Origin of the sequence: Porphyromonas sp., assembly GCF_030529325.1 — a bacterium.
In the GTDB taxonomy this organism is placed as follows: Bacteria; Bacteroidota; Bacteroidia; order Bacteroidales; family Porphyromonadaceae; genus Porphyromonas_A.
Map to the genome: position 1 here is coordinate 31,698 of NZ_JAUMXC010000009.1, position 25,402 is coordinate 57,099.

Consider the following 25,402-nt stretch of genomic DNA (forward strand, 5'->3'; position numbering starts at 1 on the left):
ACCACTTCTTCACACTTTTACAACTATATATCTTATGGAAAAGACAAACAATATATTCTCCCTCAAGCGAGTATTCAACCTCATCAAGATGGAATGTATCATCACATGGAAAGATTTGTTGCTGTTCTGCTCTGTCGCTATTGTAGCCACGCTTGGAATGGTCGCACTCACAACCCAAGGGTTATTTTCTACAGGATCATCGGAACGATCATTCAGCATGGTGATGAATGCTTATCAACCCGTTGCCCTATTTATCTTTGCGTTTTACTATCTGCTGAAGATGGGCAAGAGGTTGCACAAGTCGGACACGATAGCCTACTGCTCCATCCCTGTGACTACCCTCGAGCGTTTTGTCTCTCTCGTTGGGATGATGGTGATCTACTACCTCCTATCATTTTTGACAGTGCAGATTGCGTACATCGGAGAAGGTCTTATGAATCCTTTGGTGTTCCAAAGCACAATCCATGCAGGCAAACTACAAAGCTACTTCAACATCGGAGGCTTCTTGGTCGTCAATCCCCTCTTTCCCTTCATATTACTCAGTACAGGTTCTACACTCATCCTCGTCAGCGTGATATTCTGGGGGATGATCAGATTCAAGCACCTGTTCTATGGGATAGTGATAGCATTTGCCTTGGCGCTGGCACTGGGTTACTTCTTGCACCTTGACCAGGGTCTCGGCTATATCCTAAGTTTGGTTATCACCGCTATTGCAGTCATTGCATCTTACATCGCACTACAAAAAATACAACAACGCTCATGAGAGAACAATCTATATTCGTACAGATCTCCGAGACAATAAAGGATCGAATACTCTCCGGAGAGTACACAGCTGATGAGCGTATCCCATCGGTCCGGGATATCGCAGTAGACATGGAAGTAAACCCCAATACAGTCATGAAAGCATTCGAACTACTCCAGCGTGACGAACTCATATACAACAAACGCGGGATGGGCTACTTTGTCGCTCCCGAAGCTGTCGAAGCCATCAAGCTCAGTCGCAAGGCAAGACTCAAAGACAACATCCTACCCTCCCTCTTCAAGGAAATGGAACTCCTCGGCATAGACATCTCCGAGATCGTGGATGCTTATAACAAAAGGGAACAATAATATCTCTTCACAGAAATACTAAAAACACCCCCGAAAATATGAATACCAGACAAATATTATTCTGCTTCTTAGCCATGATAAGTTTTGTCGCCATGGCTCAAGAGAAACAAGGGCAAAATCTCGAAGTAAAGATCATCGGAACGACACACTCTGCATCAGACAGAGAAGTCCTCCCGTTTGCGAACGTAAACATATCTATACTCGGGAAAACAGACACCCTGAGATATCGGCAAGTGAGCGACAAGGATGGAAACTTTGCTATCTCTCTACCAAGGGCGAAGGAATACGTCATAGAAGCCTCTTTCATGGGCATGAAGCCATATAAAAACACAATAACAGCACCTGTCAATAAAACCCGTATCAATGCAGGTCCGCTCTACCTCGAAGACGAATCCATCGCTCTCAGAGAAGCCGTCGTAACAGCCAAAAGGACTCTCGTAAAGAGTTCGATCGACAGACTGTCGTACGAACTCTCTTCGGATCCCACAGCCAAGACAGAGACGCTCCTTGACGCATTGCGCAAAGTTCCTCTCGTCACCGTTGATGGACAGGGCAATTTGCAGATCAAGGGCTCAAAGAACTACCGCATCTACATGAATGGCAAACCCACCAATCTCTTCACTCAAAACACTAAGGAGGTGCTTCAGTCAATCCCTGCAAGTGGAATCAAAAGTATAGAGGTCATCACTGATCCGGGTGTGAAGTATGATGCCGAAGGCGTTGCAGCAATTCTCAATATTGTCACCGAGGGCTCAAAGTTTGAAGGGTACACAGGGAGCTTGGGCTTCAATGCAAGTAGTTATCCTTTGGGCGTTGCTAATGGGTTCTTCTCTGCAAAATACGGGAAGTTCGGGATCACTACCAACCTCTCCGGCAATCTCGGGCAGGTCAAAGACCTTCCCGGTGAGAGCATCCGAAAGACTTCGGAAGCAACGATCACTCAAGACAGAAAAATGGACATCAATAAAATGTTTGGAGGCTTCGGGAATATCCTCTTATCCTACGAGATCGACTCTCTCAACCTGATCAACATCAACGGAAATTTCAGATCCCATAGTGGAGAGATAAATATCCTTACTCATGAAAAGGGGGTACTCAATACCAACCCATCCGAAATATTTGACATCAACAAGACCAACAATCTAACCAGTTACGGAAGTGGCGGTGGAGAACTTTCGGCAGACTTCCAGCACAGCACTCGGAAACCCGGAGAGTTACTGACATTCTCTTACAACTACTCTTATACTCCCGATGCCAGAGAGATCACAGTCACAAACCAAGGGTATGACACCCCTCACCCGGGTTTCCCCAACAAAGGCTTCTACATCCAGGAGAGCAAGGTAAACGGAGGTCTTAGAGAGCATACGGGACAGATCGACTATACTACGCCTATCGGGGCTCAACATATAATTGAAGTGGGCGCCAAGTACATCCATCGCCTCTCATCAAGCGACCCTTCTTATCGATACAAACTCGCTAACAATGGGTCTTGGCAAGAGGGCAACATACACAATGGAAGTCTCAAGACGAGTATGTTTGATCATCTATATAAGATCGGAGCAGCGTACTTTTCGTACCAATACAACGCAGGGAAGTTCTCTACCAAGGTTGGAGCACGACTCGAGGCCGGACAAGTTTCTGCGACTTTCGAAAAGATGCCTGAAGCCAACTTCTCCCACAAATTCTTCGAATGGGTACCACAAGCCAACATCTCTTACAACATCTCTCCGGTATCGATACTGAAAGCCGGTTACAATTTCCGTATCCAACGCCCATCCATATGGCACCTCAATCCCTTCCGGATGCAGATGGACGAGCTCACGGTAATCACAGGAAATCCCAACCTTGAGGCCGAACGCCTGCACAAGATAAATGTTGACTACTCGACCTTTGGCTCCAAACTTTCCTTCACTCTATCTGCAGCGTACGAGTTCACGGACAATGCCATCGATACTTATGCATTCAAGGAAGGTAAGTACATACACAACACTTACGGCAATATCAGCCAAAACAAAAGCATCTCACTCAACGGATACATCATGTACAACCCCACGATGTGGTTACGACTGTTCACCAACTTCAATATCGTAGGGACTCATCAGAAGAGTACTCAGATCGCTCTGTCTCGCAACATACTCAGCGGATCGGCTATGCTTGGAGCCACAGCCAACCTGCCATGGCAAATGACACTGAATGCCAACGGAGGCGTGTTTAAGATAAATCAAGGAATCCAAACGACCTACGACCCATCGTACTTTTCATCCTTCGGGCTCACCAAAGAAATGTTGAACAACAAATTGACAATCAGCCTCAGCGTACAAAACCCATTCCAGAAGTACTTGGAGTTTAACAACACCATAAAGGGTGAAGGTTTTGAACACACCGACAAAGCAACTTTCACAGGTCGTAGCGTGATGATAGGACTCACTTACAAGTTCGGACAGATGAAATCTAAGGTCGCAAAGACCCAACGCACGATACACAACGATGACCTTGCACCAAAAAAACAGCAAGGAGGAGACTTGCCTACGATGGGTAATTGATCAAGGCCTGATAGCAACAAACAAACTTGGCATAAAACGGACAAATGCCTTTCCCCAAGCACTCTCTCGGGGTGACTAAAGGGGAGATAAAAAAGTCGTTAAGATGAAATTTTTCGATCTTAACGACTTTTTTAATGTATCTATCCTTGTATCAGCCAATGCCTCATCGAGCACTGATGCCGGCATCACCCGAGTCGATGCTTATTTTTCTCGTTGCCCTCCTGACAATCCACTGCGTATGAGGATTGCGAGAAGTTTGCAACCTCCGGAGCAGAGGGATCACGGCATCTTTATTGACCTTGAGCCAGTCGGTGAGGTGATTGGCAACCGACTTCTTGACGAACATTATCTCATCCTCTTTCAAAAGCTCCAGGATATGAAAAACAGGCTCCGGCTGATCGATGAAAGTATCCAACTTGGGAGCCCAGGGAAGTTTGGGACGCAACCCTTCGCTCGCCAACCGTCTCAGGTGAAAGTCCGGAGACACCGCCCACCGCTCGATGACCTGGAGAGTCTCTGTCGGATACTTTCGGATATACGGTCGTATGGCATACTCGCCGGTATTCCTCTTGGTGATCTCGGAGATCGCCTCTATCGAAGCCTCAAAGTGTTCAAGTCCATACTCCTGGACAAACTTCCCGATGGGCATGACCCAATAATAATTGGTAAACATCCCCGTCTGATTCGGATTTTCGTCGCCCAAGATAGAAAGCAATATAGACAGAGCCTCTTCATACTGCGCGGGGAGAAATTTCCTAAGCAGTTCGGCAAGGACGGCAATACGCTGTGTGTATGTCTTACCGACAACTTCACGCTCGGCAGCATCTACAAACCCGCCTGCGTCAAAGTCCTTGCAAACCATCTTGATCTTACCTGCCAAGAGTTCGGCTAAGTCTCTGCCAAACATCTCGGTAATACTATAACTTGTCCCCATATTTTTTATGCAATTACCTTAATCATTCCTCGATAAGACAAAGTCCATCCAGCTTTCTCAAACAAATAGCCTTCGACATCAAGCCTTACCTTTCAAATCGGCTTTATGTTTCTTGATCTTCTTCATCGCCCAATCATAATGGGCAGATGTTGCAGAGACACAATAGCTCCCCGGACTTGTAGTACCCATCCGGTCAAAGTGTTTGTTGGTAAACAACTCTTCGTTGGAAAAAGTCTCTATCACGGCCATCGCATCCAAATGACTTTGAGAGAGCAGTGCCCGAGCCTCTTCTAATGGTGTTCCTTGATGCTTTTGCCAAAACATGACATTCATATCCCCGTAGGTTTTCCAATTGTATGGTTCCGGCAAAAAAGGCTTGGGATCACCACCCATATTAGCTTTTATCCACTTCAGCAACAACTGATGCCATTCGTAGAGGTGCACCGGTACATCTCTGACATTCTTATCTCTGCGCCAATGAGCCCCTTTCAGCTTCTCATCTCCGGTGAATCCGAATGTGGTCGAAAGTTCTTCGTGACTCATTGAATCAATCAGTTGGATCAACTTCTCATATCCGCTGTTTGCAGAGCGGATCAATTCATCCTTTGTAACAGGTCGTGCCATAGCTGTATGTTTTTTAGTGATACAATGTCCCAATGGACCTACACGGAAAGGTTCAAAAGCCTTGGCTATTCAAAAGTAATAAATCTGATTCAGAAACAAGCAGCGCATAGAGATCAAAAAAAGGTCGTCTAACTTGATCTCTCAAGTTAGACGACCTTTTTCGTCAAGTTAGACAACCTTTTTTCATGAGTTCTATACCTTACTGCCTCGAGCTTCATATCAGCAATATACCATGCCCCTCTATAAAACACTGTCTCTCAGTAAAGCCTTCGCGATAACATTAGCAGGTACTGAATTGACCAAAAGAAAGAGAAACTCTCTCCGGATCGAGTAGACATCACTTATCCCCCACCTTTCCGAATGGTCGAGGACGAACCTATGTGAATAAAATAAGAAAAGGCTGACAGTCTTTAACTATCAGCCTTCTTTGCGGTATGGACGGGACTCGAACCCGCGACCCCCTGCGTGACAGGCAGGTATTCTAACCAACTGAACTACCACACCGTGATGTCTTATCTCGTTTGCATTGCAAAGGTAGGTATTATTTTTTATTCTGCAATACTTGATAGGAACTTTTTTCTCCCCTTTTTCAACACTTTTTTCAGCGAATATATTTAATCAGCTGAATTATAAAGAATTGATTAAAGTCTTTATTTTTGACCCAAAGTCACTTTTTTATTGACCACAGGCAAAAGCCCCATAGCAATGATACCGATGAGGGTGGTGAAGAGAGTCTGTATGGTGTGCACAATAAGAGCAAAACTACCGGCATCGGACTTGGACACACCAAAAGCGGCGAGTGTATATATGACCATAAAGTGCCAAGCCCCCATACCTGCCTGCACAGGTGCAGCCACGGCAATACTACTCATGATAAATGCAATCAAGCCTATACGAAGGCCCAAATCTGCGGTAAAGCTGAAAGCGAAGAATGTGGTATAGAAGAAGAGAAAATATCCTCCCCAAAGAAGGATAGAGTAGATAATGAAGAGCCACTTATCCTTGAGCGTTGCGATACTCTTGAGTCCCTGCCATACGTTTTTGACGGCTCCAATGATTTTCTGCACGAGGGTCAAATGCCTGAAATAGCGCCACACGATATAAGCAGCAAAGAGAAAAATCGCGAGACCCACATATAGGATTGTAGAGTTGAAGATCTGTCGTACTGTCTCAAAAAGAGTAGGATTATTTTCGAAGAAGGTGCTGAAAAAACCAATGTTGAATATCCCAGCAAAAGCCAATAGTAAGCCAACAATAACAAAATCAAAAGCTCTATCTATAAGCAGTGTCCCGAAAAGTTTTGGAAAGCCTATGCCTGAGTAGTGACTCATCACACCACATCTCCACACCTCTCCCATACGAGGCAGAGCCATATTGACAGCGTAGTTGCCATGAGTGGCAAGCACGGAGTTGATCACTCGTGACTCCTCTCCAGTCGCCTTGATGAGGATATCCCAACGAAGTCCACGGACGGTATTCGCAATGAAGCCAAAGATCAGAGACAAACCGATAATCCCAAAATTTGCATCAGATTTGAGAGTCTTCCACAACTCATCAAAGTCCATATTACGGTAAAGTAACCACAAGATAAGTATACCAAAAGCAAGAGGAATGAAGATGCGTAATGCTGTGGAGAGTGCTTTGTTGAGCTTCATATATGAGATGTTGAGATATGTGGTCAAGGTAAAGAGGGATTGATAGTTCTACCATGCCGATCACCGACAATGCCTGTTAGTCCCTTCTTTTTTCGTACATTTGTTACTGATTAATAGCTTTGTTATATCAAATGCTCCAACGATTTGATTATACGAGCAAATATAATACATATTCTTCAAAAAGTGGTTGCGAGAGCAGCCTCCTTGTAGAGCCGATAGCCACATATCAGATGAAATTAGTAAGAGCAAAAAAATCACTCGGACAACACTTCCTCAATGATCTCGATATAGCCAAACGTATAGCTGTATCCCTCTCTGACATCTCGCTTCCTATCTTGGAGGTCGGACCGGGGATGGGAGTCTTGACTCAGTATTTGCTTGAAACTTATTCGGAGGTTAAAGTCGTCGAGATAGATACCGAGTCGGTGGACTATCTCAACGAGCACTACCCTGCTCTACGCAAGGATATCATCAGCCAGGACTTCTTGCGGATGGATCTCAACAAAGTCTTCGAAGGTCGTCCTTTCATGGTCATCGGCAATTTCCCATACAATATCAGTTCTCAGATCTTTTTCCACATCTTGGAGTACAGAGACCTCATCCCTGCCTGTGGAGGGATGCTCCAAAAAGAGGTTGCTGCACGATTGGCATCACCTCCGGGCAACAAAGACTACGGGATATTGAGTGTACTCCTAAGGGCATGGTACGATATAGAGTACCTCTTTACGGTTGATGAGCATGTCTTTACTCCGCCCCCCAAAGTCAAAAGTGGAGTGATACGTCTCGTCCGTAACCAACGCACCGACTTGGATTGCGACGAACGGTTGTTCAAGAATATTGTCAAAACGACATTCAACAGAAGACGCAAAACCATACGCAATTCCATCAAGCCTATCACAGGAGATGCCCCATTGCCGCAAGAGCATCCATTGTTGGGCAAAAGACCCGAGCAATTGGATGTAGAGGAGTTTGTAGAGCTCACACACTTAGTGACTGAGATTATTTCGGAGAATAAATAAGTTGGCAAACCAGGGGATATGGCAGAATTCACCAAAGCTGAGATCGATCAGCTAAAACAATATATAGCAGAGCGCAACGACAGCCAAGTGCGCAAGATGCTGGGCGACATGCACCCGGCAGACATAGCAGAACTCTTTGACGAGCACTCGATCGAAGATACAATCTACGTATATCGTCTGCTCGATGGAGATGCCGCAGCAGATGTCCTCATGGAGCTTGATGAGGATGAGCGTCGTGATGTCCTTGACAAGCTGACGAATGAGGAGATCGCAGAAACATTTATCGTCAACATGGATACCGATGATGCGGTAGATCTCATGCGTGAGCTTGACGAAGACCAACAAGATGAGATCCTTTCTCACGTCTCGGATGTAGAGCAAGCCGGTGAGATCATCGACCTTCTGCGCTATGACGAGGGCACTGCAGGTGGTGTCATGCGTAAAGAGATGGTGGTCATCAATGAGAACTGGAGTATGCCCAAGTGTGTCGAGGAGATGCGGCATCAGGCAGAAGAACTCGATGAACTCTACTACATATATGTCGTAGACGATGAAGATCGTCTCAAGGGTGTATTGCCGATAAAAAAGGTGATCACCAATCCTTCAGTGTCCAAGGTCAAGCACGTCATGGACAAAGATCCCATCTCGATTGAAGTCGATGATCCCATAGAGGATGTGATCCAAGCTATCGAACGCTATGACCTTGTAGCGATCCCTGTAGTTGATAGTATCGGACGCCTTACGGGCTGTATCACCGTCGATGATGTTGTCGATGAGATGAGGGAACAGCACGAAAAAGATTACCAACTCGCGTCCGGTCTTACACAAGACGTCGAGAGTTCAGACACTGTGATCCGTCAGACAGCAGCTCGCCTACCTTGGCTGCTCATCGGTATGCTCGGAGGGATAGGCAACTCTGTCATACTCGGAGGTTATGAGAGTATGTTCGCTGCCAATCCCACCCTACCACTCTTCATCCCTCTCATCGGGGGGACAGGAGGGAATGTGGGTATCCAGTCTTCGGCGATTGTTGTCCAAGGCCTTGCCAACAACAGCATCAAAGATGGAGGACTTTTCAAACTACTATCCAAAGAGCTTGCTGTCTCCATCATCAATGCAAGCATCATAAGCCTTGTTGTTTTTGTCTACAACTACTTCTACGTCAAAGACATTATCGTCATGGCTTCCGTCTCTATCAGCCTCTTCTCTGTTGTCCTTTTTGCAAGTATCTTTGGCACCTTTGTCCCATTGATGCTTGACAAACTCAACCTCGATCCGGCAAGAGCGACGGGTCCATTCATCACGATCACGAATGACCTTATTGGGATGTTTATATATATGCTTATCACCACTCTACTCAGCTCGTACCTCAATGTCTAAGTTTATACACATCTGTATCGGAGTTACTATTGCTCTACTTCTTTTTTCCTGCCGCAGTAAAAAGGACTTTGTCCAAAGACAGGCCAAGAAATCCTACTCTGCAGAATATACTCCTAAAAAGCATGAGATGCGTGCCGCATGGCTACCCACTGTCTTCAGAGGCGAATACGCACAGATGACGACCGAACAGATGAAAGCCGACTTCGTACGCAAGCTTGACTATCTCCAAAGAGCCGGGTTCAACACGGTCATCTTTCAGATACGTCCGGAGAGCGATGCGTGGTATCGCAGCGATTTGGAGCCTTGGAGCAGATTTTTGACGGGAGTGCAGGGACAAGCTCCGGACACCTCGTGGGATCCGATGGCTTTTCTCATAGAAGAGTGCCATAAGCGCTGTATGGAGTTTCACGCATGGATCAATCCCTATCGTGCTGCCACAAGTGCATCCAATACCCTCTCCTACCTACATCCCTATCATCGCCATCCCGAATGGTTTCTGAAATACAACAATCAGCTCCTGTACAACCCCGGGCTCAAAGCTTGTCGGGACTACATATGCTTGGTTGTCGGAGACATCGTAAGACGCTACGACATCGACGCCATACACATGGATGACTACTTCTACCCCTACCCTGTTGCCGGTGTACCTTTTCCCGACGAGGAGACATTCAGACTCCAACCGAGGGGCTTTACCGACATCCGAGAGTGGCGCAGAGACAATGTCAACAAACTGGTGGAAGAACTCAAAGCAACCATAGATGCTTTCAAACCTTATGTTCGTTTCGGCATCAGCCCGTTTGGGATATATCGCAATCAAAAAAGCTGGTCAAAAGGCTCTCTCACCAATGGGCTTCAGAACTATGACGAACTCTATGCCGATGTGCTCCTTTGGGACAAAAAAGGCTGGGTAGACTACATTATGCCACAGTTGTATTGGGAAATGGGACACAAAGCAGCGGACTATACAGAGCTGGCTTACTGGTGGCAAAAGCACTTGACAAAGGCACACTACTATATCGGCCAAAGTGTGGAGCGTACGATGAAGGTGGATCAACTTCATCCCAAACTCATCATTGCTCATAATACATCCCAAGGGGTGGCTATGTGGCCGGGTGATGAAATCTTCAAAGACTACAAAAAAATAACGCAAAAACTCACCAAAGAATACTGGTATCTACCGGCACTGACGCCTTCTTATGAAAACATATCTTTGGGCGCACATAAGCCGGAACAGATCGAAGACTTATGGATAGAAAACACCCCTGATGGCAGGTATCTCAAATGGAATACCGCACTATATGCAGAGGGAGCGGCGATCAAGTACTATGTCGTCTATGCATACGACCGCAGCCGCAAAGACACAGATGGGGAGTCCCCCGAAGACATCGTTGCCATCACGCAACAACCGTTCTATAAGTTGCCCGTTCTCAACGGCAAGACAAAAGTCAGCTACTTCGTTACTCAAGTCAATCGATACAATATCGAGAGCAAGATGAGTAAGCGAGTGAAAGCTGTCATCTAACTATTTCACAACACTCAATGAACAGATATACTAAAGTTTACAGCTACCAACGCCGTAAAACTCACCCTATAAAAGTCGGAAAGGTGACGATCGGTGGTGATGCTCCCATCGTCGTACAGTCGATGACCAATGTCAACACCAACGATATCGAAGCGGGCATAGCTCAGACGAAGCGGATCGTGGACGCAGGTGGCTCTATCGTGCGCTTCACAGCACAAGGCACTCGCGAAGCCAAGGCTCTTGCCGAAGTGAGGGCAGGTCTGGATGCACAGGGAGTAGACATCCCCCTCGTGGCAGATATCCACTTCAATCCCCAGGCGGCTTATGAGGCTGCAAAGCATATAGAGAAAGTCCGTATCAATCCGGGCAACTTCTATGACCCGGCTCGCAAATTCAAAGTCATCGACTACACTGATGAAGAGTACGCTCAAGAGGTAGCGGGGTTGCAAGCGTCATTTTCAGAATTTTTGGATCACTGTCGCACCCACAACACCGCAATCCGTATAGGCGTCAATCATGGATCTCTTTCCGATCGCATAATGAGCCGTTACGGAGATACCCCCGAAGGTATGGTCGAGAGTTGCATGGAGTTTCTCTCGGTATGCGTAGCAAAGGATTTTCGAGATGTAGTCATCTCTATAAAAGCCTCAAACACGATTGTCATGACCACGACGGTACGCCTCCTCTGTGAGAGGATGGCGGCTCAAGGCATGTCGTTTCCCCTACACCTCGGAGTCACCGAAGCAGGTGATGGAGAGGATGGAAGAGTAAAAAGTGCAACGGGCATAGGCTCGCTCCTTGCGGATGGGATCGGAGACACCATACGAGTATCTCTCAGCGAGGCCCCCGAATCCGAGATCCCGGTCGGCAAAGCCCTTGTAAAATGTGTGGAAGAGCAAGCTCAGGCCCCATCGATCTCGTTCGAGACCATCGATCGTAACAATACCTCTGCACCACAACTCTTTGATGGCTATTCGGTACCGGTGGTGATATGCCCGGCTATGTCCGAGCTCAATAGCCTGAAAACCGATGAACGCCCCGATATCCTTATCCTGTCGGACGACAGCAATGCATCAGACTTTGCAGAATACAAAACACTCAAGTCCTCCGATATTTTCACCATAAGGGATGAAGATCTCCTCAAGAACCCTGACCTGCTCAAGAAAGCAGCGGAAAACCAACTTATCATCGTTGAAATAACTCACCCCGACATCCCTAATATGCTCAAAGCCGTGGGAGAAGTTGCCCAACGCCCCTACGCAGTCAAAGTCTCATCCGAAGCTCCTGCATCAGAAGTAGCAATACGTATGGGATACTATCTGGGAGGTGCATTGTTGCGAGGTGAATGTGCTGGACTTTGGCTTGAGGCTCCCAACCTTACAGCTATCGAACTTGCAAGACTATCTTTCGGTCTGCTCCAATCGACCCGACGCAGGATAACCAAGACCGAGTACATATCATGTCCGGGCTGTGGCCGTACACTCTTTGATCTGCAAGAGACCGTGGCACGCGTCAAGGCGGCAACCGGACACCTCAAGGGGCTCAAGATAGGAGTCATGGGATGTATCGTAAACGGTCCCGGGGAGATGGCAGATGCAGACTATGGTTATGTAGGATCGTCTCCCGGAGACATCGATCTCTATAAAGGCAAGGAATGTGTAGCCCGCAAGATCCCTCAGTCCGAAGCCGTAGACCGCCTCATTGATCTCATCCGTTCACACGGAGACTGGGTAGATCCGGAATAAAAGCAAAGAAGAAACAGATAAATGGGTGCCATTTGACTTGATTTGGTCTTATGGCACCCATTTATTTTTTATCTCAACGACATATTCTTTCCTAATTTCTCTCCGATAAAAGTTTTTTAGAGCCGGCATCACTAAACAAATTGAAGAACAGAAGAGCAAGAATAATAAAACCTGGAAGCCTCTAAATTAATGTGCCTACCTTGATGAATCGATGTGCCTACCTTGATGAATCAAGTTAGACAACTTCTTTCAGACCTTTGAGGAAGTTTAATGACGGGGCCCCATAGCAAAACAGGCAGAGAAGGACATCCTTCTCTGCCTGTTTTATTTGGTTGATTGTAACGCGAATCAATCTTGCGGTGGGAACCACGATGCGTACATCTGATAGTTTTCGGCGATGCGCTTATTCATCGTTTGCGCTTGTTCGGGATCAACCATCTTGACAAACTTCGCCGGCACTCCTGCGTACAGCGCACCTGCGGGGATCTCTGTCCCTGCGAGTACTACGCTACCTGCTGCAATGATAGCTCCTGCTCCGACTACTGCATTGTCCATGATGATAGCACCCATACCTATGAGCGCACCTGTCTCAACCTTCGCTCCGTGAATGATCGCATTGTGACCAATAGATACGTTGTCTTCGAGGATCGATACGGACTTTTGGTAGAGCGTATGGATGACGGCACCGTCTTGGATATTGACGTTCTTTCCGATACGGATGCTATTGACGTCTCCACGGACGACAGCCGAAAACCAGACACTGCTCCCCTCGCCCATCACCACATCTCCCACGACTACCGCATTGGCGGCAAGGAAACATGATGGATGGATATCCGGGGTCAGCCCTCTTACTGTCTGTATTATTGCCATATAAGGTATTTGTTATGCTAATGGCAAAGTCTTGTTACGCAACCATGCTGCCTCTTCTGCAGAGAGGAGAGGAGACAATTCTCTGTAGACTCTCTCTTGATACTCGTTGTACCACTTGAGTTGTGGTGCAGAGAGCATGCCTGTCTCTACAAGCGCATTGTCGAGGTAGCAAAGTGTGAGGGTCTCAAACGCATAGAACGTACCATCTATAGTCTCTCTGTATGGGATGGTGCGGATGAGGTTTTCGATACGGATACCGTACTCGTTGGCAAGATAGTAACCGGGCTCGTTGGAAGTCACCATGCCGATACGCAATGTCGTTGGATTTTCGTCCATGCGGATGTTCTGCGGACCTTCGTGCACATTGAGGAAGTGTCCCACGCCGTGTCCTGTACCGTGACCATAGTTTTGGCAGTTGTCCCAAAGTGCCTTACGAGCAAGGATATCGAGTTGAGAGCCCCTTGTGCCTTGTGGGAAGATCGCAGTAGCGATGTCAATATGTCCCATGAGCACACGAGTGTAGTCCTCTTTTTGTCTCTTGGTAGGATTGCCATCGAGAGAAATCGTACGTGTGATGTCTGTTGTCCCGTCATTGTACTGACCACCCGAGTCGAGAAGGAGCATACCTTTGCGCTCAACCTTGTAAGCTGTAGGACGCTCAGCACGGTAGTGAACGATAGCACCATGTCCGTTGTAGCCCGCTATGGTTGCGAAGCTGTCGGAAACATAATATTCGCCTTTGGCGCGGAAAGATGCAAGAACTTCTCCGATCTCTACTTCGTCGGGAGTGCGACCCTCATTAAGTTCCTTTTCGAGCCAAATGAAGAAGCGAGTAAGAGCAACTCCGTCACGCTTCATCGCTGCTTGGTAACCTTTGTATTCGGCTTCATTCTTACAAGCTTTGAGGAGAGTGATTGGTGACAACTGGTTGATGACAACACAATGTGCAGGTACTGCCGAAGCAAGAGCAAAGTTGGTACGAGCAGGGTCGATGATCAGAATGGACTTCTCACACAAAGCCGGTACATCATTGTATATCTCTGCATAAGGTTTGATGACAACCCCGCTGCCTTCGAGATGAGCCTTGACTTCGGGTGTGAGTTTTTCGGCAAAAGTGTAAAACCTCACCTCATTGCGGGTGATCATACCGTAAGCAATACCCACGGGATTGTAGTCCACATCAGTACCACGGACGTTGAAGAGCCAAGCAATCTCATCAAGCATTGTGATGATCATTGTGTTCGCTCCGGCATCATCAAGAGCCTTACGTACATCCACAACTTTGTCTTGCACACTGCGTCCTGCGTATTCGAGGGGTTGGATAAAGAACTTGTGCATAGGTATCTCAGGAAGGGTCGTGCGTACCTCGGTGACAAGGTCTTGATCTGTGACAACCTCAATACCTGCGACGGTAAGGTCTCTCTTGTAACCGTTAGCCTCATTAACAGACATTGCACGACCGAAAAATCCGACTTTCTTGATACCCGGTTCTTTTCTCAAGAATTGAGCGATCGAAGGAGTCTCCGGAAGACCCTGCTTGAAGAGTTCGATGGTCGTACCTTCAAGTTGTTCAGCCCCTTGAAGGAAATAACGAGAGTCTGTCCACAAACCGGCACGATCGAGAGTAACAACAACTGTCCCGGCAGATCCATTGAACCCTGAGATCCACTCTCTATCCTTCCAACACTCGGGGACATACTCGCTCAGATGGCAGTCTGAGCTTGGTATGATATATGCTTGTATACCTGTCGCTTCCATCTTTTCTCTCAAAGATGTAAGCCTTGCTTTGATTACTGTTGCCATAGGCTTTGATTCGTTTTATTGATTTGGTTGATTATTATATTTTCTATCTGTGAGCAGGTCTTAGCAGATCATTGACGACCTTTACAGGTTGGAATGTGGATGCAGGAACTTCGACAAAGGCGGTATTCCACTCCGACATGGCACCATTCCACAATCCCGGAAGTTCGAGTGCTTTGAGTTCCTTGCCATCCTTACTCTTATAGCTGATGAAGCCTGTCTCTTCATTGACAAATGCTGTGAGGTTGAACTTCTTCCCCTTGTAGTCTCTGACGCAGCAGACAATATCCACGGGATTAAAGTACTTACCGTTATCAAATATCTCTCTCATTGCAGGATCATTCATATTGATCTGTGTACTCTCGAGTATCTGAAGCGAAGTCGTGCCGTCATCGTTGCGAACAAGGTAAGGACCACCTCCGGGCTCAGACTCATTGCGTACCATACCACACACTCGGATAGGACGGTTAAGTATCTTACGGAGCGGCTCAATGCACTCTGCATGAGGACGTCCCTCAAGCCCGGGAGTCTCTATGGCAAAAGCCTTGTGGAGAAATGCTCTGATCTCAGGCACCACGATAGCCTTTCTCTTCTCATCGTTGAGGATACGCATGTACTCGTAGACTTTATCTCTCAGAGAGATGAGGTAGCCACCAAGTGCTTTTTTGTATATGATCGTTTCGCTTTTGTATCTGTCAGGAACGACATTGTCTATATTCTTGATAAAGATGACATCCGCATCTATATCATTGAGGTTACGGATGAGAGCACCATGTCCTCCGGGTCTGAAGATCAAGGAGCCATCTTTTTCTCGCAGCGGATTATTGTCCATATCTACCGCTATTGTGTCCGTCTCAGGCTTCTGTATGCTGTAAGTAACATCATAATGAACAGAGAAAAAGTCTTCCCACTTCTCAGTCTTTTTCATCAGAAGGGACTTGAACGGATCGATATGATCGGGAGAGATCGTAAAGTGAAGCTTCACTCGACCCGAGATATTTTTGGCATACAATGCTCCCTCTGCAAGATGCTCTTCCATCGCCGTACGAGTACCCTCCGAATAAGTATGGAAAGGGATAAGAGCCTTGGGGAGGTGTCCATAGTTGAGACCTTTTGCTTCGATAAGGTTCTCTATGATTGCTTTGTACTCTCCCTGTTGATAGAGCTTTGTCATCGTCTTCCAATTGTTCACGAGACATACGCGATTGAGCGTATCGCCAAAAGCGAAGTTGGAAAGATTATCAAGTAGTTCCTTGACCGAAGGAGGAGCAGTATCGAGATTGTCACTGCCATCAGCAAAAAACTTGAACAAATCCTTGAACATCCTCGAAGCTGCACCTGACGCAGGGACAAACTTGACAACCTCACTTTTTGGATCTTTCAGGAGGAGGCTCCATTTGTCGAGATAAGTATTCAACTCATCCTGACTGAGAGATTTGATCCCACAGGTATCATCTGCGGCCTTTAGGACATTGAGGAAAGAGTATCCCTTCTCGAATCGGCGAAGTTGTTTCTCCACCGTTGTTTTAGATATGTTTTTCGCCTTGATCTGCTCAAGATCTTCCGGAGTAAAAGTATATGCTTGCATAAGATATTAAGTGTTTACCACGCTATCTACAAATATATCACTTTTCTAAGGGAGTAGAAAACATTTTTTGGTCCTTCGATAAAAGTTTTTGGGCAAAGCTGTCCGAGCCTGCAATTTTGTGACACCGGCCGACTTTCCGTCGAGGGGCGCACAATATCTCATTTTGTCCGGTACGACTTTTGGGATATCTATCCGAATTTGCACATCAACAAGTGGTTGAGATGGATATAAATGATTAAATTTGCGTACTAAAATACAGTGAACTTGTATTTAAGTGTGTACAAGACTGAAAAAAATTACGTAACAACACTATGAATATATCTTACTCTTGGTTGAAGAAGTACGTAGACTTCGACATGTCTCCCGAAGAGATCGGGAAAGTATTGACATCTATAGGTCTTGAGGTCGGTGGTATAGAAGAGTACGAATCGGTCAAAGGCGGACTGAGAGGTCTTGCCATCGGCAAGGTATTGACCTGCCATGAGCACACCAACTCTGATCATCTCCATGTCACCACTGTAGATCTTGGAGCAGAGATCAGTGCTGAGCCTCTCCAGATCGTCTGCGGGGCTCCGAATATTGCTGCAGGTCAGACTGTCGTCGTAGCCACCGAAGGGACCACCCTTTACAGTGGCGAGGAGTCTTTCAAGATCAAGAAGAGCAAGATACGTGGAGAAGAGTCGAGGGGTATGATCTGTTCGGAAGTTGAGATAGGACTAGGTTCAAGCCATGACGGTATCATGGTATTGCCAAACGATCTCCCTGCCGGGATGCCTGCCGCAGAATATTTCAATATATCTTCGGACGCCATCATCGAAGTAGACATCACCCCCAACCGTGTCGATGCCACATCACACTACGGTGTCGCACGTGACTTGTATGCCTACCTCAAGAGCAGAGGTATAGAGGCCACGCTAAGATATCCCGAAGGAAAGATAGAACCAACAAGCGAAGAGCCGATAAAAGTAACGTTGGACTCTCCGGAAGCCTGCCTCAGATACTCCGGTATCGTGATCAAAGGCGTGAAGGTCGGTCCTTCTCCCGAATGGTTGCGCCAGGCTCTTGAGTCTATAGATCAAAAGTCTATCAACAACATTGTTGACGTGACTAACTATGTTCTCCATGAGCTCGGACAACCTCTACATGCGTTTGACCTTGGCAAGATCAAAGGAGGTATCCATGTGCGCCTCGCCCGTGAAGGTGAAGTTCTCACTACTCTCGACGGAGTAGAGCGAAAACTAACCGACAGAGATCTTGCAATCTGCGATGACAAACGCCCACTTTGCCTTGCAGGAGTCATGGGAGGAATAGACTCAGGTGTGAGCGAAAGCACAGTGGACTTGTTCCTTGAGTCTGCCACATTCCATCCGACATTCGTCCGTAAGAGTGCTCGTCGTCACACATTGAGTTCTGACAGTTCGTTCAGATTTGAGCGAGGTCTTGACGCCGAAGCCACACTGAAAGGTCTCCACCGTGCGGCCTATCTCATCACCGAGATTGCCGGAGGTAAGGTAGCTTCGTGCATCTATGATATTTATCCTGAGCCTGTCGGTCCGTATAAGATCGACCTATCTTTTGAAAAGATCAACCAACTCATCGGCATAGAGATCCCCGAGGACAAAGTACGTGCTATCCTTGCGGCTCTTGACATCAAAATAGCAAAAGAAGAGGATGGTATGATGCATCTCGAAGTCCCCCGATACAGATACGACGTGACTCGTGATGTCGATGTCATAGAGGACATCCTCCGCATATACGGCTACAATGAGATCCCTCTTACTCACAAGCTGTCAAGCACAATAGCACCTGCAGGATCTACCGATATCAGCATCCATCTCCAACAGGTCATCTCCGAGCAACTTGTGGGTGCAGGATTTCACGAGATACTGAACAACTCCCTCTCCAAGGAAAGCTACTACGCTTCATCCGAAGACTTGCAGGCCAAGGCTGTGCGCCTACTCAATCCACTCTCCGGGGATCTCTCCACCATGAGACAGACGCTGCTTTTCGGAGGTCTCGAGTCATTGGCATTCAACCTCAACCGTAAGGCTTCAGCGATACGTATGTTTGAGTTTGGCTCATGCTACGAGCGTGTGGATGATAGCGTAAAGACTCCACTCAAGGGATACAAAGAAACGTTCAGACTTGGTGTCTGGATGACAGGCGACAAGACTACAGGTAACTGGGCAGAGCCAAGTCGTGTCGTGTCACCATTTGAGCTCAAAGCAACACTTTACAATATACTGTCCCGCCTTGGTCTGTCTCCTGCCGAACTACAATACGAATCGGCTGATCAAGACCCCTACATCGCGAATGGCGAAGTCATCTCTCTCCGCGGAGGTGCAGAGGTCATACGCTGGGGAATTGTAGACAGCAAGCTCACAAAGCAAGCGGATATAGACTGCCCCGTGTACTTTGCGGAGTTTGACTGGGGGCAGATCATGGGTCGCATCGTAGGTCGCAAGGTAACAATAAGCCCGGTGGCAAAGTTCCCTTCTGTAAAACGTGACTTTGCGCTCCTCATCGATAAGTCTGTACCATTCGTCGAGATCGAAAAGGTGGCATACAAGACAGAGAAAAAACTGCTCAAGAGCGTACACCTCTTCGACGTTTACGAAGACCCCAGACACCTGCCGGAGGGTAAGAAGTCTTATGCCGTTTCGTTTGAGCTGCAAGATGCCGAGAAGACTCTATCCGAGGGAACTATCGAAAAGACCATGGCACGTCTTTTTGAGGCTCTACACAAGGAGCTTGGTGCCGAACTAAGATAATTTACCAACAATTACCATACCAATAAAATAAGAATACCTACATCATGGGAAGAGCGTTTGAATACCGCAAAGCAAGAAAAATGAAGCGCTGGGGCAATATGGCTCGTGTCTTCACAAAACTTGGAAAGGAAATAACCATCGCAGCTAAAGAAGGAGGACCGGATCCTGAAGCCAACCCCCGTCTGAGAGTCTTGATGCAGACTGCAAAGAAGGAGAACATGCCTAAGGACAATGTCGAAAGAGCCATCAAGAAAGCAACTTCGAAGGACTTCACCGACTACAAGGAGATGAACTATGAGGGGTATGGTCCTCACGGTATCGCGATCTTTGTGGAGACTGCGACAGACAACACCACTCGTACCGTTGCGAATATCCGCAGCTACTTCAACAAGTTTGGAGGTTCGCTTGGCACAACAGGTAGTTTGGAATTCCTATTCGATCACAAATGTGTCTTCCACATAGCGAAGAAAGAGGGAGTAGATCTCGAAGAGCTCGAACTCGAACTCATTGACTACGGTGTGGATGAGATAGAAGAGGAGGACGACGAAATCATCATCTCGGGTGAATTTGCGTCTAACTCCGCAATCCAAAAGGCTCTTGAGGACAAGGGTTTGGAGATCACAACTGCGGAATTTGTTCGTATCCCGATGGACTACAAAGACGTCACCGCAGAGCAGCGCGAGCAACTCAACAAACTCATCGAAAAGATCGAAGAGGATGAAGATGTGCAGAACGTCTTCACCAACATGAAAGAAGAAGAGGGCGAAGAGTGACAATCACGGTCACAAATCGTCTATAACTGACTTGGAGAGGCTACGTGTGGTGATGAGTATATGCTTATCGCCACACGTAGTTTCATTTTGAGCCCATCCATCGCATCCGCATCAAACCCAAAAAGGTTGTCTAACTTGATGAATGAAGTTGTCTAACTTGATCGAAGAGTTTACCTTGAAAGGTATAACTCTCCTAAGAGGAATGAGTTTCTCCCTAAAGGGTATTTAGAGGATCATAAGAGGACAAAAACTCATCCCCCATGAGAGTTGTTATCATGAAGCAGATGTATTTATACCCATTGGGATCCCCCTCTCATCATATATCCGTACAGTAATTATCCATTGGCTATGGAACTTTCCCAACTCGTCTCACGACTATCATCGACAAAGGCCTACTCCTCGCTATGCAAACATCTCAGTGAGGGGAAACACAAGCTTTTTTTACTATCTCAGGTACATGGCTCTGCGATAGCGCTTATACTCAAAGCTCTATCTGAAGCTCATGCCCCTGTGCTCTGCATCGCCACGGATGAGGATGAGGCCGGGTACTTGTATAGTGACCTCTCTGCTTTGTTCGATCAAGAAAATCAAGAGAGCCATGTATACTTCTTTCCGTCACTATACAAAAGAGGAATCAGATTTGGTCAGGCTGATGGAGCCAATGAGATACTGCGCACACAATTAATAGACACTCTGCGCTCGGGAAATACGCCTCCATTCATCGTCACATACCCTGATGCACTGATGGAAGGCATCGTACATGAGGAGGATTTCGACAAGTACAGAAAGATCATCCACATAGGAGATGAGATCGACCGCAAAGCACTTAGAGAAAGGCTTTGGGAAATGGGGTTCGAAGAAACCGACTATGTCTACAATCCCGGGACTTTTGCCGTGAGGGGAAGCCTCATAGATATTTACTCCTATGCCCACGAGCATCCTGTGCGCATAGACTTTTTCGGAGATGAGGTCGAAAGTATCCGAAACTTTGATCCGGAGACTCAGCTCTCACACGAAAAGCTTTCGGAGGTCACGGTACTCGCTTCGTTCAGCAACCAGTCTCGCAGTCATCATATCTCCCTACTCTCCCTGCTACCCGGACAGAGCCTCGTGTATGTGGATCAATTGACATTCCTCCCTTCGTCTTTGGCTCAGGTCTACGACACACCTCCCATTCACAGAGAGGAGAACATACACTCTTCTCTCGAAGAAATGCGCCAATTCTTGATAGAGCCCTCCGTACTCCTCGATAAGATAAAAAACTTTACACTCATATCTCGAAATATCGAGCACGGGGAGAAATGGAAGGAAGTAGAGTTTGGACAGAGTCCTGAGCCCCTGTTTCACAAGAAGTTTGATCACCTCTCAGAGGCCATCCTCAGACATAAAGAGGAGGGCATCATGACAGCCATCATGAGTGGTCAGAAGAGCCAGATCAGACGCCTCGAGTCGATCTTTGAGGATCAAGGCCAAGGGGTGACTTTTGAGCCTATCTTCCCTACCCTTCACAGAGGATTTGTAGACCGCAGGGCAGGTATCGCCTGTTATACCGACCACACCATATTCGAGCGTTTTCACAAGTACACACTCAAGAGTGATCGCATCCGACACAATGATGCCGTCCTTACACTCAAAGAGATACATAAGTTTGAGCATGGAGACTATGTCGTGCATATCAACCACGGTGTGGGTGTCTTTGCAGGCCTCTTCACCATAGATCAGAATGGTAAGCAGCAGGAGTGCGTCCGCATCAACTACAAAGGTGGGGACAGCATATACGTCAGCATCCACTCTCTTCATCACATCTCCAAGTACAAGAGCAAGGACAATGATGAGCCACCTCAACTCAGCAAGTTGGGCACCGGAGCTTGGGAAAAACTTAAAGAGCGCACCAAAAAGAAAGTCAAGGACATCGCTCGTGACCTGATCAAGATATATGCCAAGAGGATGGAAGAGAAGGGATTCGCCTTCAGTCCGGACTCTTTTATGCAAAAGGAGCTTGAGGCTTCGTTCACATACGAAGACACCCCCGATCAGGAACTCGCAACAGCTCAGGTCAAGGAAGATATGGAGCGTCCTGTCCCTATGGATCGACTCATCTGTGGAGACGTAGGCTTTGGCAAGACAGAGATCGCGGTCCGAGCAGCATTCAAAGCGGTTGCGGACAGCAAGCAGGTGGCGGTGCTCGTACCAACGACAGTCCTTGCTTACCAGCATTACAGGACGTTCAAGAAGAGACTTGCAGACTTCCCTTGCCGTGTCGAGTACCTCAGCAGAGCGAAGACGACAAAAGAACAATCCCAACTCCTCGCCGACCTTGCCGAGGGCAAGATAGATATCATCATAGGCACACACATGCTGACCGGGAAAAGGGTCAAGTACCACGACTTGGGACTGTTGATTATCGACGAAGAGCAGAAGTTTGGTGTCTCTGTCAAAGAGAAGTTGAGAGAGTACCGTACCCACATCGACACCCTTACGATGACAGCGACTCCGATACCGAGGACCTTGCAGTTTTCGCTGATGGGAGCGAGAGACTTGTCCAACATACAGACGCCCCCACCCAACAGACAACCCGTCCGCACCGAGCAGGTCACTTTCGACACGGGCATCATCTCCGAGGTTATCAATTATGAGCTTGCAAGAGATGGGCAGGTCTTCTTTATTCACAACCGAATCCACAACCTCAACGACATAGCCGTCAGCATCCGTAATGCCGTCCCCGGAGTGAGGATAGCCATAGGTCACGGACAGATGGAGCCAAAGGAGCTGGAGACCTTGCTCATCGACTTTGTCAACCACGAGTACGATGTGCTCCTCACGACAACCATCGTCGAAAATGGCATAGATGTCCCCAATGCCAACACCATCATCATCAACGATGCGCACCGCTTCGGGTTGAGCGACCTGCATCAGCTCCGAGGACGCGTAGGCAGGGGAGATCGCAAAGCTTACTGTTACCTCATCACACCTCCGCTTGACGTGCTGACTCAGGATGCCAAGCGACGCATCCGAGGTATCACTACATTTTCGGATCTTGGTAGTGGTATCCACATCGCCATGCAGGACTTGGACATCCGTGGAGCAGGCAATCTCTTGGGAGCAGAGCAAAGTGGGTTCATTGCCGACTTGGGCTATGAGACCTATCGACGCATCCTTGAGGAAGCAGTGATGGAGCTTAGGGACGAAGAGTTTGGCGAAGTATTTGAAGAAGACGAAAAGGCCAAGGATACCAAAAGGGCTACTTCCGCACCGGAGCGTAAATCTTATGTTTATGAGACCAATATAGAGACCGATGTCGAAGCCTATCTACCTCCTACCTACATACCCGGGGATGACGAACGCATAGGCCTCTATCGGGAACTCGACTCCATCACTCAGCTAAAAGCCATCCAAGACTTCAAAGAAAGACTGGAAGACCGTTTTGGGAAACTCCCTCTTGAGGCAGAAGAGCTTCTGAAAGTCCTTCACCTCAGACTCCTCGGGAAGAGCATCGGGATCGAGCGCATCAGTCTCAAGCGTAACCTCCTACGTCTCCAACTCGTGTCTGATCTCAACAGTGCCTACTACCGAAGCGCTACTTTTGCAACTATACTCTCCAATGCCTCTACATGGAACCGCACCCTGACATTCAGTGAAGAGAACGGCAAGAGATTTATCACGGTAAAAGAGGTCAAGAGCATCACCCAAGCATATGACATACTCACCCAAATATCAGAAAAGACTTTATCATAATGTACACTAAAACGTTCAACACCCAACATTCCCCATCGGGAAGGTATATATTGTCTGTTTTCCTGCTCTTTCTTTTCTTTCAAGTCATCGCAAGTGTTGTCGCAGGAGGGGTGTTTATGCTTACCTCCCTCCCGGCCTCATTGGAAATGGCTCTGACACAAACGATAGTTGCGATATGTACTTATATCATACCGCCCATACTCAATGAGTATTATTACCGCCGTAGACATGAGACATTTGTGTTTAGGGATGCACCTTCGCGAGACTCTGCCGTCATCGGATATTCGTTACTGCTTTTTGGACTGTCCTACGTCATAATGATGTATTCTGCAGACATGAACTTCTTTATCGGTTATCCCGAATGGCTCGGCGGATTTGGGGAAATACTACAGGAACTCGAAACGAAACTCAACGCGTCTTTGGCAATAATGCTGTCCGACAAATCTCCTGCAACGATATTCTTTACCTTCCTGAGTATCGTAGTGATTGCCCCTGTGGGAGAAGAACTGCTGTTCAGAGGTGCTTTGCAAGGCTGGCTAACAAGCCGAACCAAGAAAGTACACTTTGCAGTTTTTCTGACTGCCATCATTTTCAGTGCTGTGCACATGCAGTGGAGCGGATTTATCCCAAGAGTTGTAATGGGAGTACTTCTCGGATATGTTGCGGTCTATGGATCTTTGAGGTTGGCTATCCTCATCCATGCACTCAACAATTTACTTGCCTACATCCTCTTTTGGACAAGCGATACCATCAATGAGGCACCGGAGATTGTACCTGACTATCCTGTATTGAGCACCATATGTATGCTTGTTTCCCTCGGCCTCTGTATCTTTATCATCAAGAAAATGAGAAACAAACAGAAGGAATTAAGCTAAAAACAACTCAATAACCCCAAAAAGTAAGTGGTAGCAACGAGCCTTGAAAGACTCGTTGCTACCACTTTTTTATAAAAGAGAGCAAAAAGGCGGAGCTTAGTCTCATCAAAGGCCTTGATAAAAAGCTCTTGTCCGATTATATCATTATTTGTAAATTTGCAAAAGAATACAGCAATAGCATCCACAAAAAGAACAAATAATCAAATAAACATATCATAAAACCTCCTTTAATAGTAAGAGATCAATCTAAAACCACTCCCATGTTTAAGAAAAGTTTAATTATAGCAACCCTATTAGGCATACTACTCTCAGTAGGGTGTCAAGATGAATCAGTTCGCCCAATCCCCAAAAAGACTCCCCAAGAAGAGACTTCAAAAGACTCTGACAAAAAGGACACGACAAAACCGGAAGAGGAGAAGTCCAAGGACGATCAAAAGCCCGAGGACGGGGACAAGCCT

General features: G+C 47.1%; 18 protein-coding genes and 1 tRNA gene. 12 read left to right on the forward strand and 7 right to left on the reverse strand.

The genetic code is table 11. From position 1 onward, the window contains the following. Window positions 1-34: 34 nt before the first annotated feature. The 3 genes from Q4A14_RS02670 to Q4A14_RS02680 are packed head-to-tail and all read left to right on the forward strand — an operon-like array spanning window position 35 to window position 3,653. The gene (locus Q4A14_RS02670) at window positions 35-763 is read left to right on the forward strand and encodes a hypothetical protein (RefSeq protein WP_303169742.1); all 729 of its coding nucleotides are present in this window, start codon (window positions 35-37) and stop codon (window positions 761-763) included. Beyond that, the gene (locus Q4A14_RS02675; protein ID WP_303169743.1) at window positions 760-1,110 is read left to right on the forward strand and encodes a GntR family transcriptional regulator; all 351 of its coding nucleotides are present in this window, start codon (window positions 760-762) and stop codon (window positions 1,108-1,110) included. Before Q4A14_RS02670 ends, Q4A14_RS02675 begins: the two co-directional genes overlap by 4 nt. 38 nt (window positions 1,111-1,148) lie before the next feature. Then, window positions 1,149-3,653, forward strand: a complete 2,505-nt coding sequence (locus Q4A14_RS02680) for an outer membrane beta-barrel family protein (protein ID WP_303169745.1) — start codon at window positions 1,149-1,151, stop codon at window positions 3,651-3,653. A 163-nt stretch (window positions 3,654-3,816) separates the two neighbouring features. Here the strand turns inward: Q4A14_RS02680 and Q4A14_RS02685 are convergent, their stop codons facing one another. The 4 genes from Q4A14_RS02685 to Q4A14_RS02700 all read right to left on the reverse strand — a co-directional run bounded on the left by Q4A14_RS02685 (window position 3,817) and on the right by Q4A14_RS02700 (window position 6,866). Next, window positions 3,817-4,587 (reverse strand): DNA alkylation repair protein, encoded by a 771-nt coding sequence (locus tag Q4A14_RS02685; protein ID WP_303169746.1) that lies wholly within the window; start codon window positions 4,585-4,587, stop codon window positions 3,817-3,819. Window positions 4,588-4,665: 78 nt separating this feature from the next. Then, entirely contained in the window at window positions 4,666-5,211 is a 546-nt protein-coding gene (locus Q4A14_RS02690; protein ID WP_303169747.1) for a ClbS/DfsB family four-helix bundle protein, read from the reverse strand. Between the two features lie 430 nt (window positions 5,212-5,641). Continuing rightward, a tRNA-Asp gene (locus Q4A14_RS02695) sits at window positions 5,642-5,715 on the reverse strand. Between the two features lie 146 nt (window positions 5,716-5,861). After that, window positions 5,862-6,866 (reverse strand): lysylphosphatidylglycerol synthase transmembrane domain-containing protein, encoded by a 1,005-nt coding sequence (locus Q4A14_RS02700; RefSeq protein WP_303169749.1) that lies wholly within the window; start codon window positions 6,864-6,866, stop codon window positions 5,862-5,864. 230 nt (window positions 6,867-7,096) lie between these two features. On the opposite strand from Q4A14_RS02700, the gene rsmA reads away from it, so the two are divergent. From rsmA to ispG, 4 genes are read left to right on the forward strand one after another with little or no spacing between them, the layout of a single operon-like run. Continuing rightward, a complete protein-coding gene (gene rsmA / locus Q4A14_RS02705; protein ID WP_303169750.1) occupies window positions 7,097-7,885 on the forward strand; it encodes a 16S rRNA (adenine(1518)-N(6)/adenine(1519)-N(6))-dimethyltransferase RsmA in 789 nt (262 codons plus the stop codon). Window positions 7,886-7,903: 18 nt separating this feature from the next. Further along, the gene (gene mgtE / locus Q4A14_RS02710) at window positions 7,904-9,265 is read left to right on the forward strand and encodes a magnesium transporter (RefSeq protein ID WP_303169752.1); all 1,362 of its coding nucleotides are present in this window, start codon (window positions 7,904-7,906) and stop codon (window positions 9,263-9,265) included. After that, entirely contained in the window at window positions 9,258-10,787 is a 1,530-nt protein-coding gene (locus Q4A14_RS02715) for a glycoside hydrolase family 10 protein (protein WP_303169753.1), read from the forward strand. Before mgtE ends, Q4A14_RS02715 begins: the two co-directional genes overlap by 8 nt. A 17-nt stretch (window positions 10,788-10,804) precedes the next feature. After that, window positions 10,805-12,532, forward strand: a complete 1,728-nt coding sequence (ispG, locus tag Q4A14_RS02720) for a (E)-4-hydroxy-3-methylbut-2-enyl-diphosphate synthase (protein ID WP_303169755.1) — start codon at window positions 10,805-10,807, stop codon at window positions 12,530-12,532. A gap of 348 nt (window positions 12,533-12,880) precedes the next feature. Here the strand turns inward: ispG and Q4A14_RS02725 are convergent, their stop codons facing one another. From Q4A14_RS02725 to Q4A14_RS02735, 3 genes are read right to left on the reverse strand one after another with little or no spacing between them, the layout of a single operon-like run. Continuing rightward, the gene (locus Q4A14_RS02725) at window positions 12,881-13,402 is read right to left on the reverse strand and encodes a gamma carbonic anhydrase family protein (protein WP_303169757.1); all 522 of its coding nucleotides are present in this window, start codon (window positions 13,400-13,402) and stop codon (window positions 12,881-12,883) included. 12 nt (window positions 13,403-13,414) lie between these two features. Continuing rightward, the gene (locus Q4A14_RS02730) at window positions 13,415-15,205 is read right to left on the reverse strand and encodes an aminopeptidase P family protein (RefSeq protein WP_303169759.1); all 1,791 of its coding nucleotides are present in this window, start codon (window positions 15,203-15,205) and stop codon (window positions 13,415-13,417) included. 43 nt (window positions 15,206-15,248) lie between these two features. Further along, entirely contained in the window at window positions 15,249-16,790 is a 1,542-nt protein-coding gene (locus tag Q4A14_RS02735) for a DUF4301 family protein (RefSeq protein WP_303169760.1), read from the reverse strand. Between the two features lie 311 nt (window positions 16,791-17,101). On the opposite strand from Q4A14_RS02735, the gene pheT reads away from it, so the two are divergent. The 5 genes from pheT to Q4A14_RS02760 form a co-directional block, all read left to right on the forward strand. Further along, entirely contained in the window at window positions 17,102-19,561 is a 2,460-nt protein-coding gene (gene pheT, locus Q4A14_RS02740) for a phenylalanine--tRNA ligase subunit beta (RefSeq protein WP_303169761.1), read from the forward strand. Between the two features lie 44 nt (window positions 19,562-19,605). Beyond that, window positions 19,606-20,334, forward strand: coding sequence for a YebC/PmpR family DNA-binding transcriptional regulator (locus Q4A14_RS02745; protein WP_303169763.1), 729 nt, complete (start codon window positions 19,606-19,608; stop codon window positions 20,332-20,334). A 348-nt stretch (window positions 20,335-20,682) separates the two neighbouring features. Further along, window positions 20,683-24,069, forward strand: a complete 3,387-nt coding sequence (mfd, locus tag Q4A14_RS02750) for a transcription-repair coupling factor (RefSeq protein ID WP_303169764.1) — start codon at window positions 20,683-20,685, stop codon at window positions 24,067-24,069. After that, window positions 24,069-24,944, forward strand: coding sequence for a CPBP family intramembrane glutamic endopeptidase (locus Q4A14_RS02755; RefSeq protein ID WP_303169765.1), 876 nt, complete (start codon window positions 24,069-24,071; stop codon window positions 24,942-24,944). Before mfd ends, Q4A14_RS02755 begins: the two co-directional genes overlap by 1 nt. Before the next feature lie 260 nt (window positions 24,945-25,204). Further along, window positions 25,205-25,402: hypothetical protein (locus Q4A14_RS02760; RefSeq protein WP_303169766.1), on the forward strand; the 198-nt coding region annotated here is incomplete at its 3' end.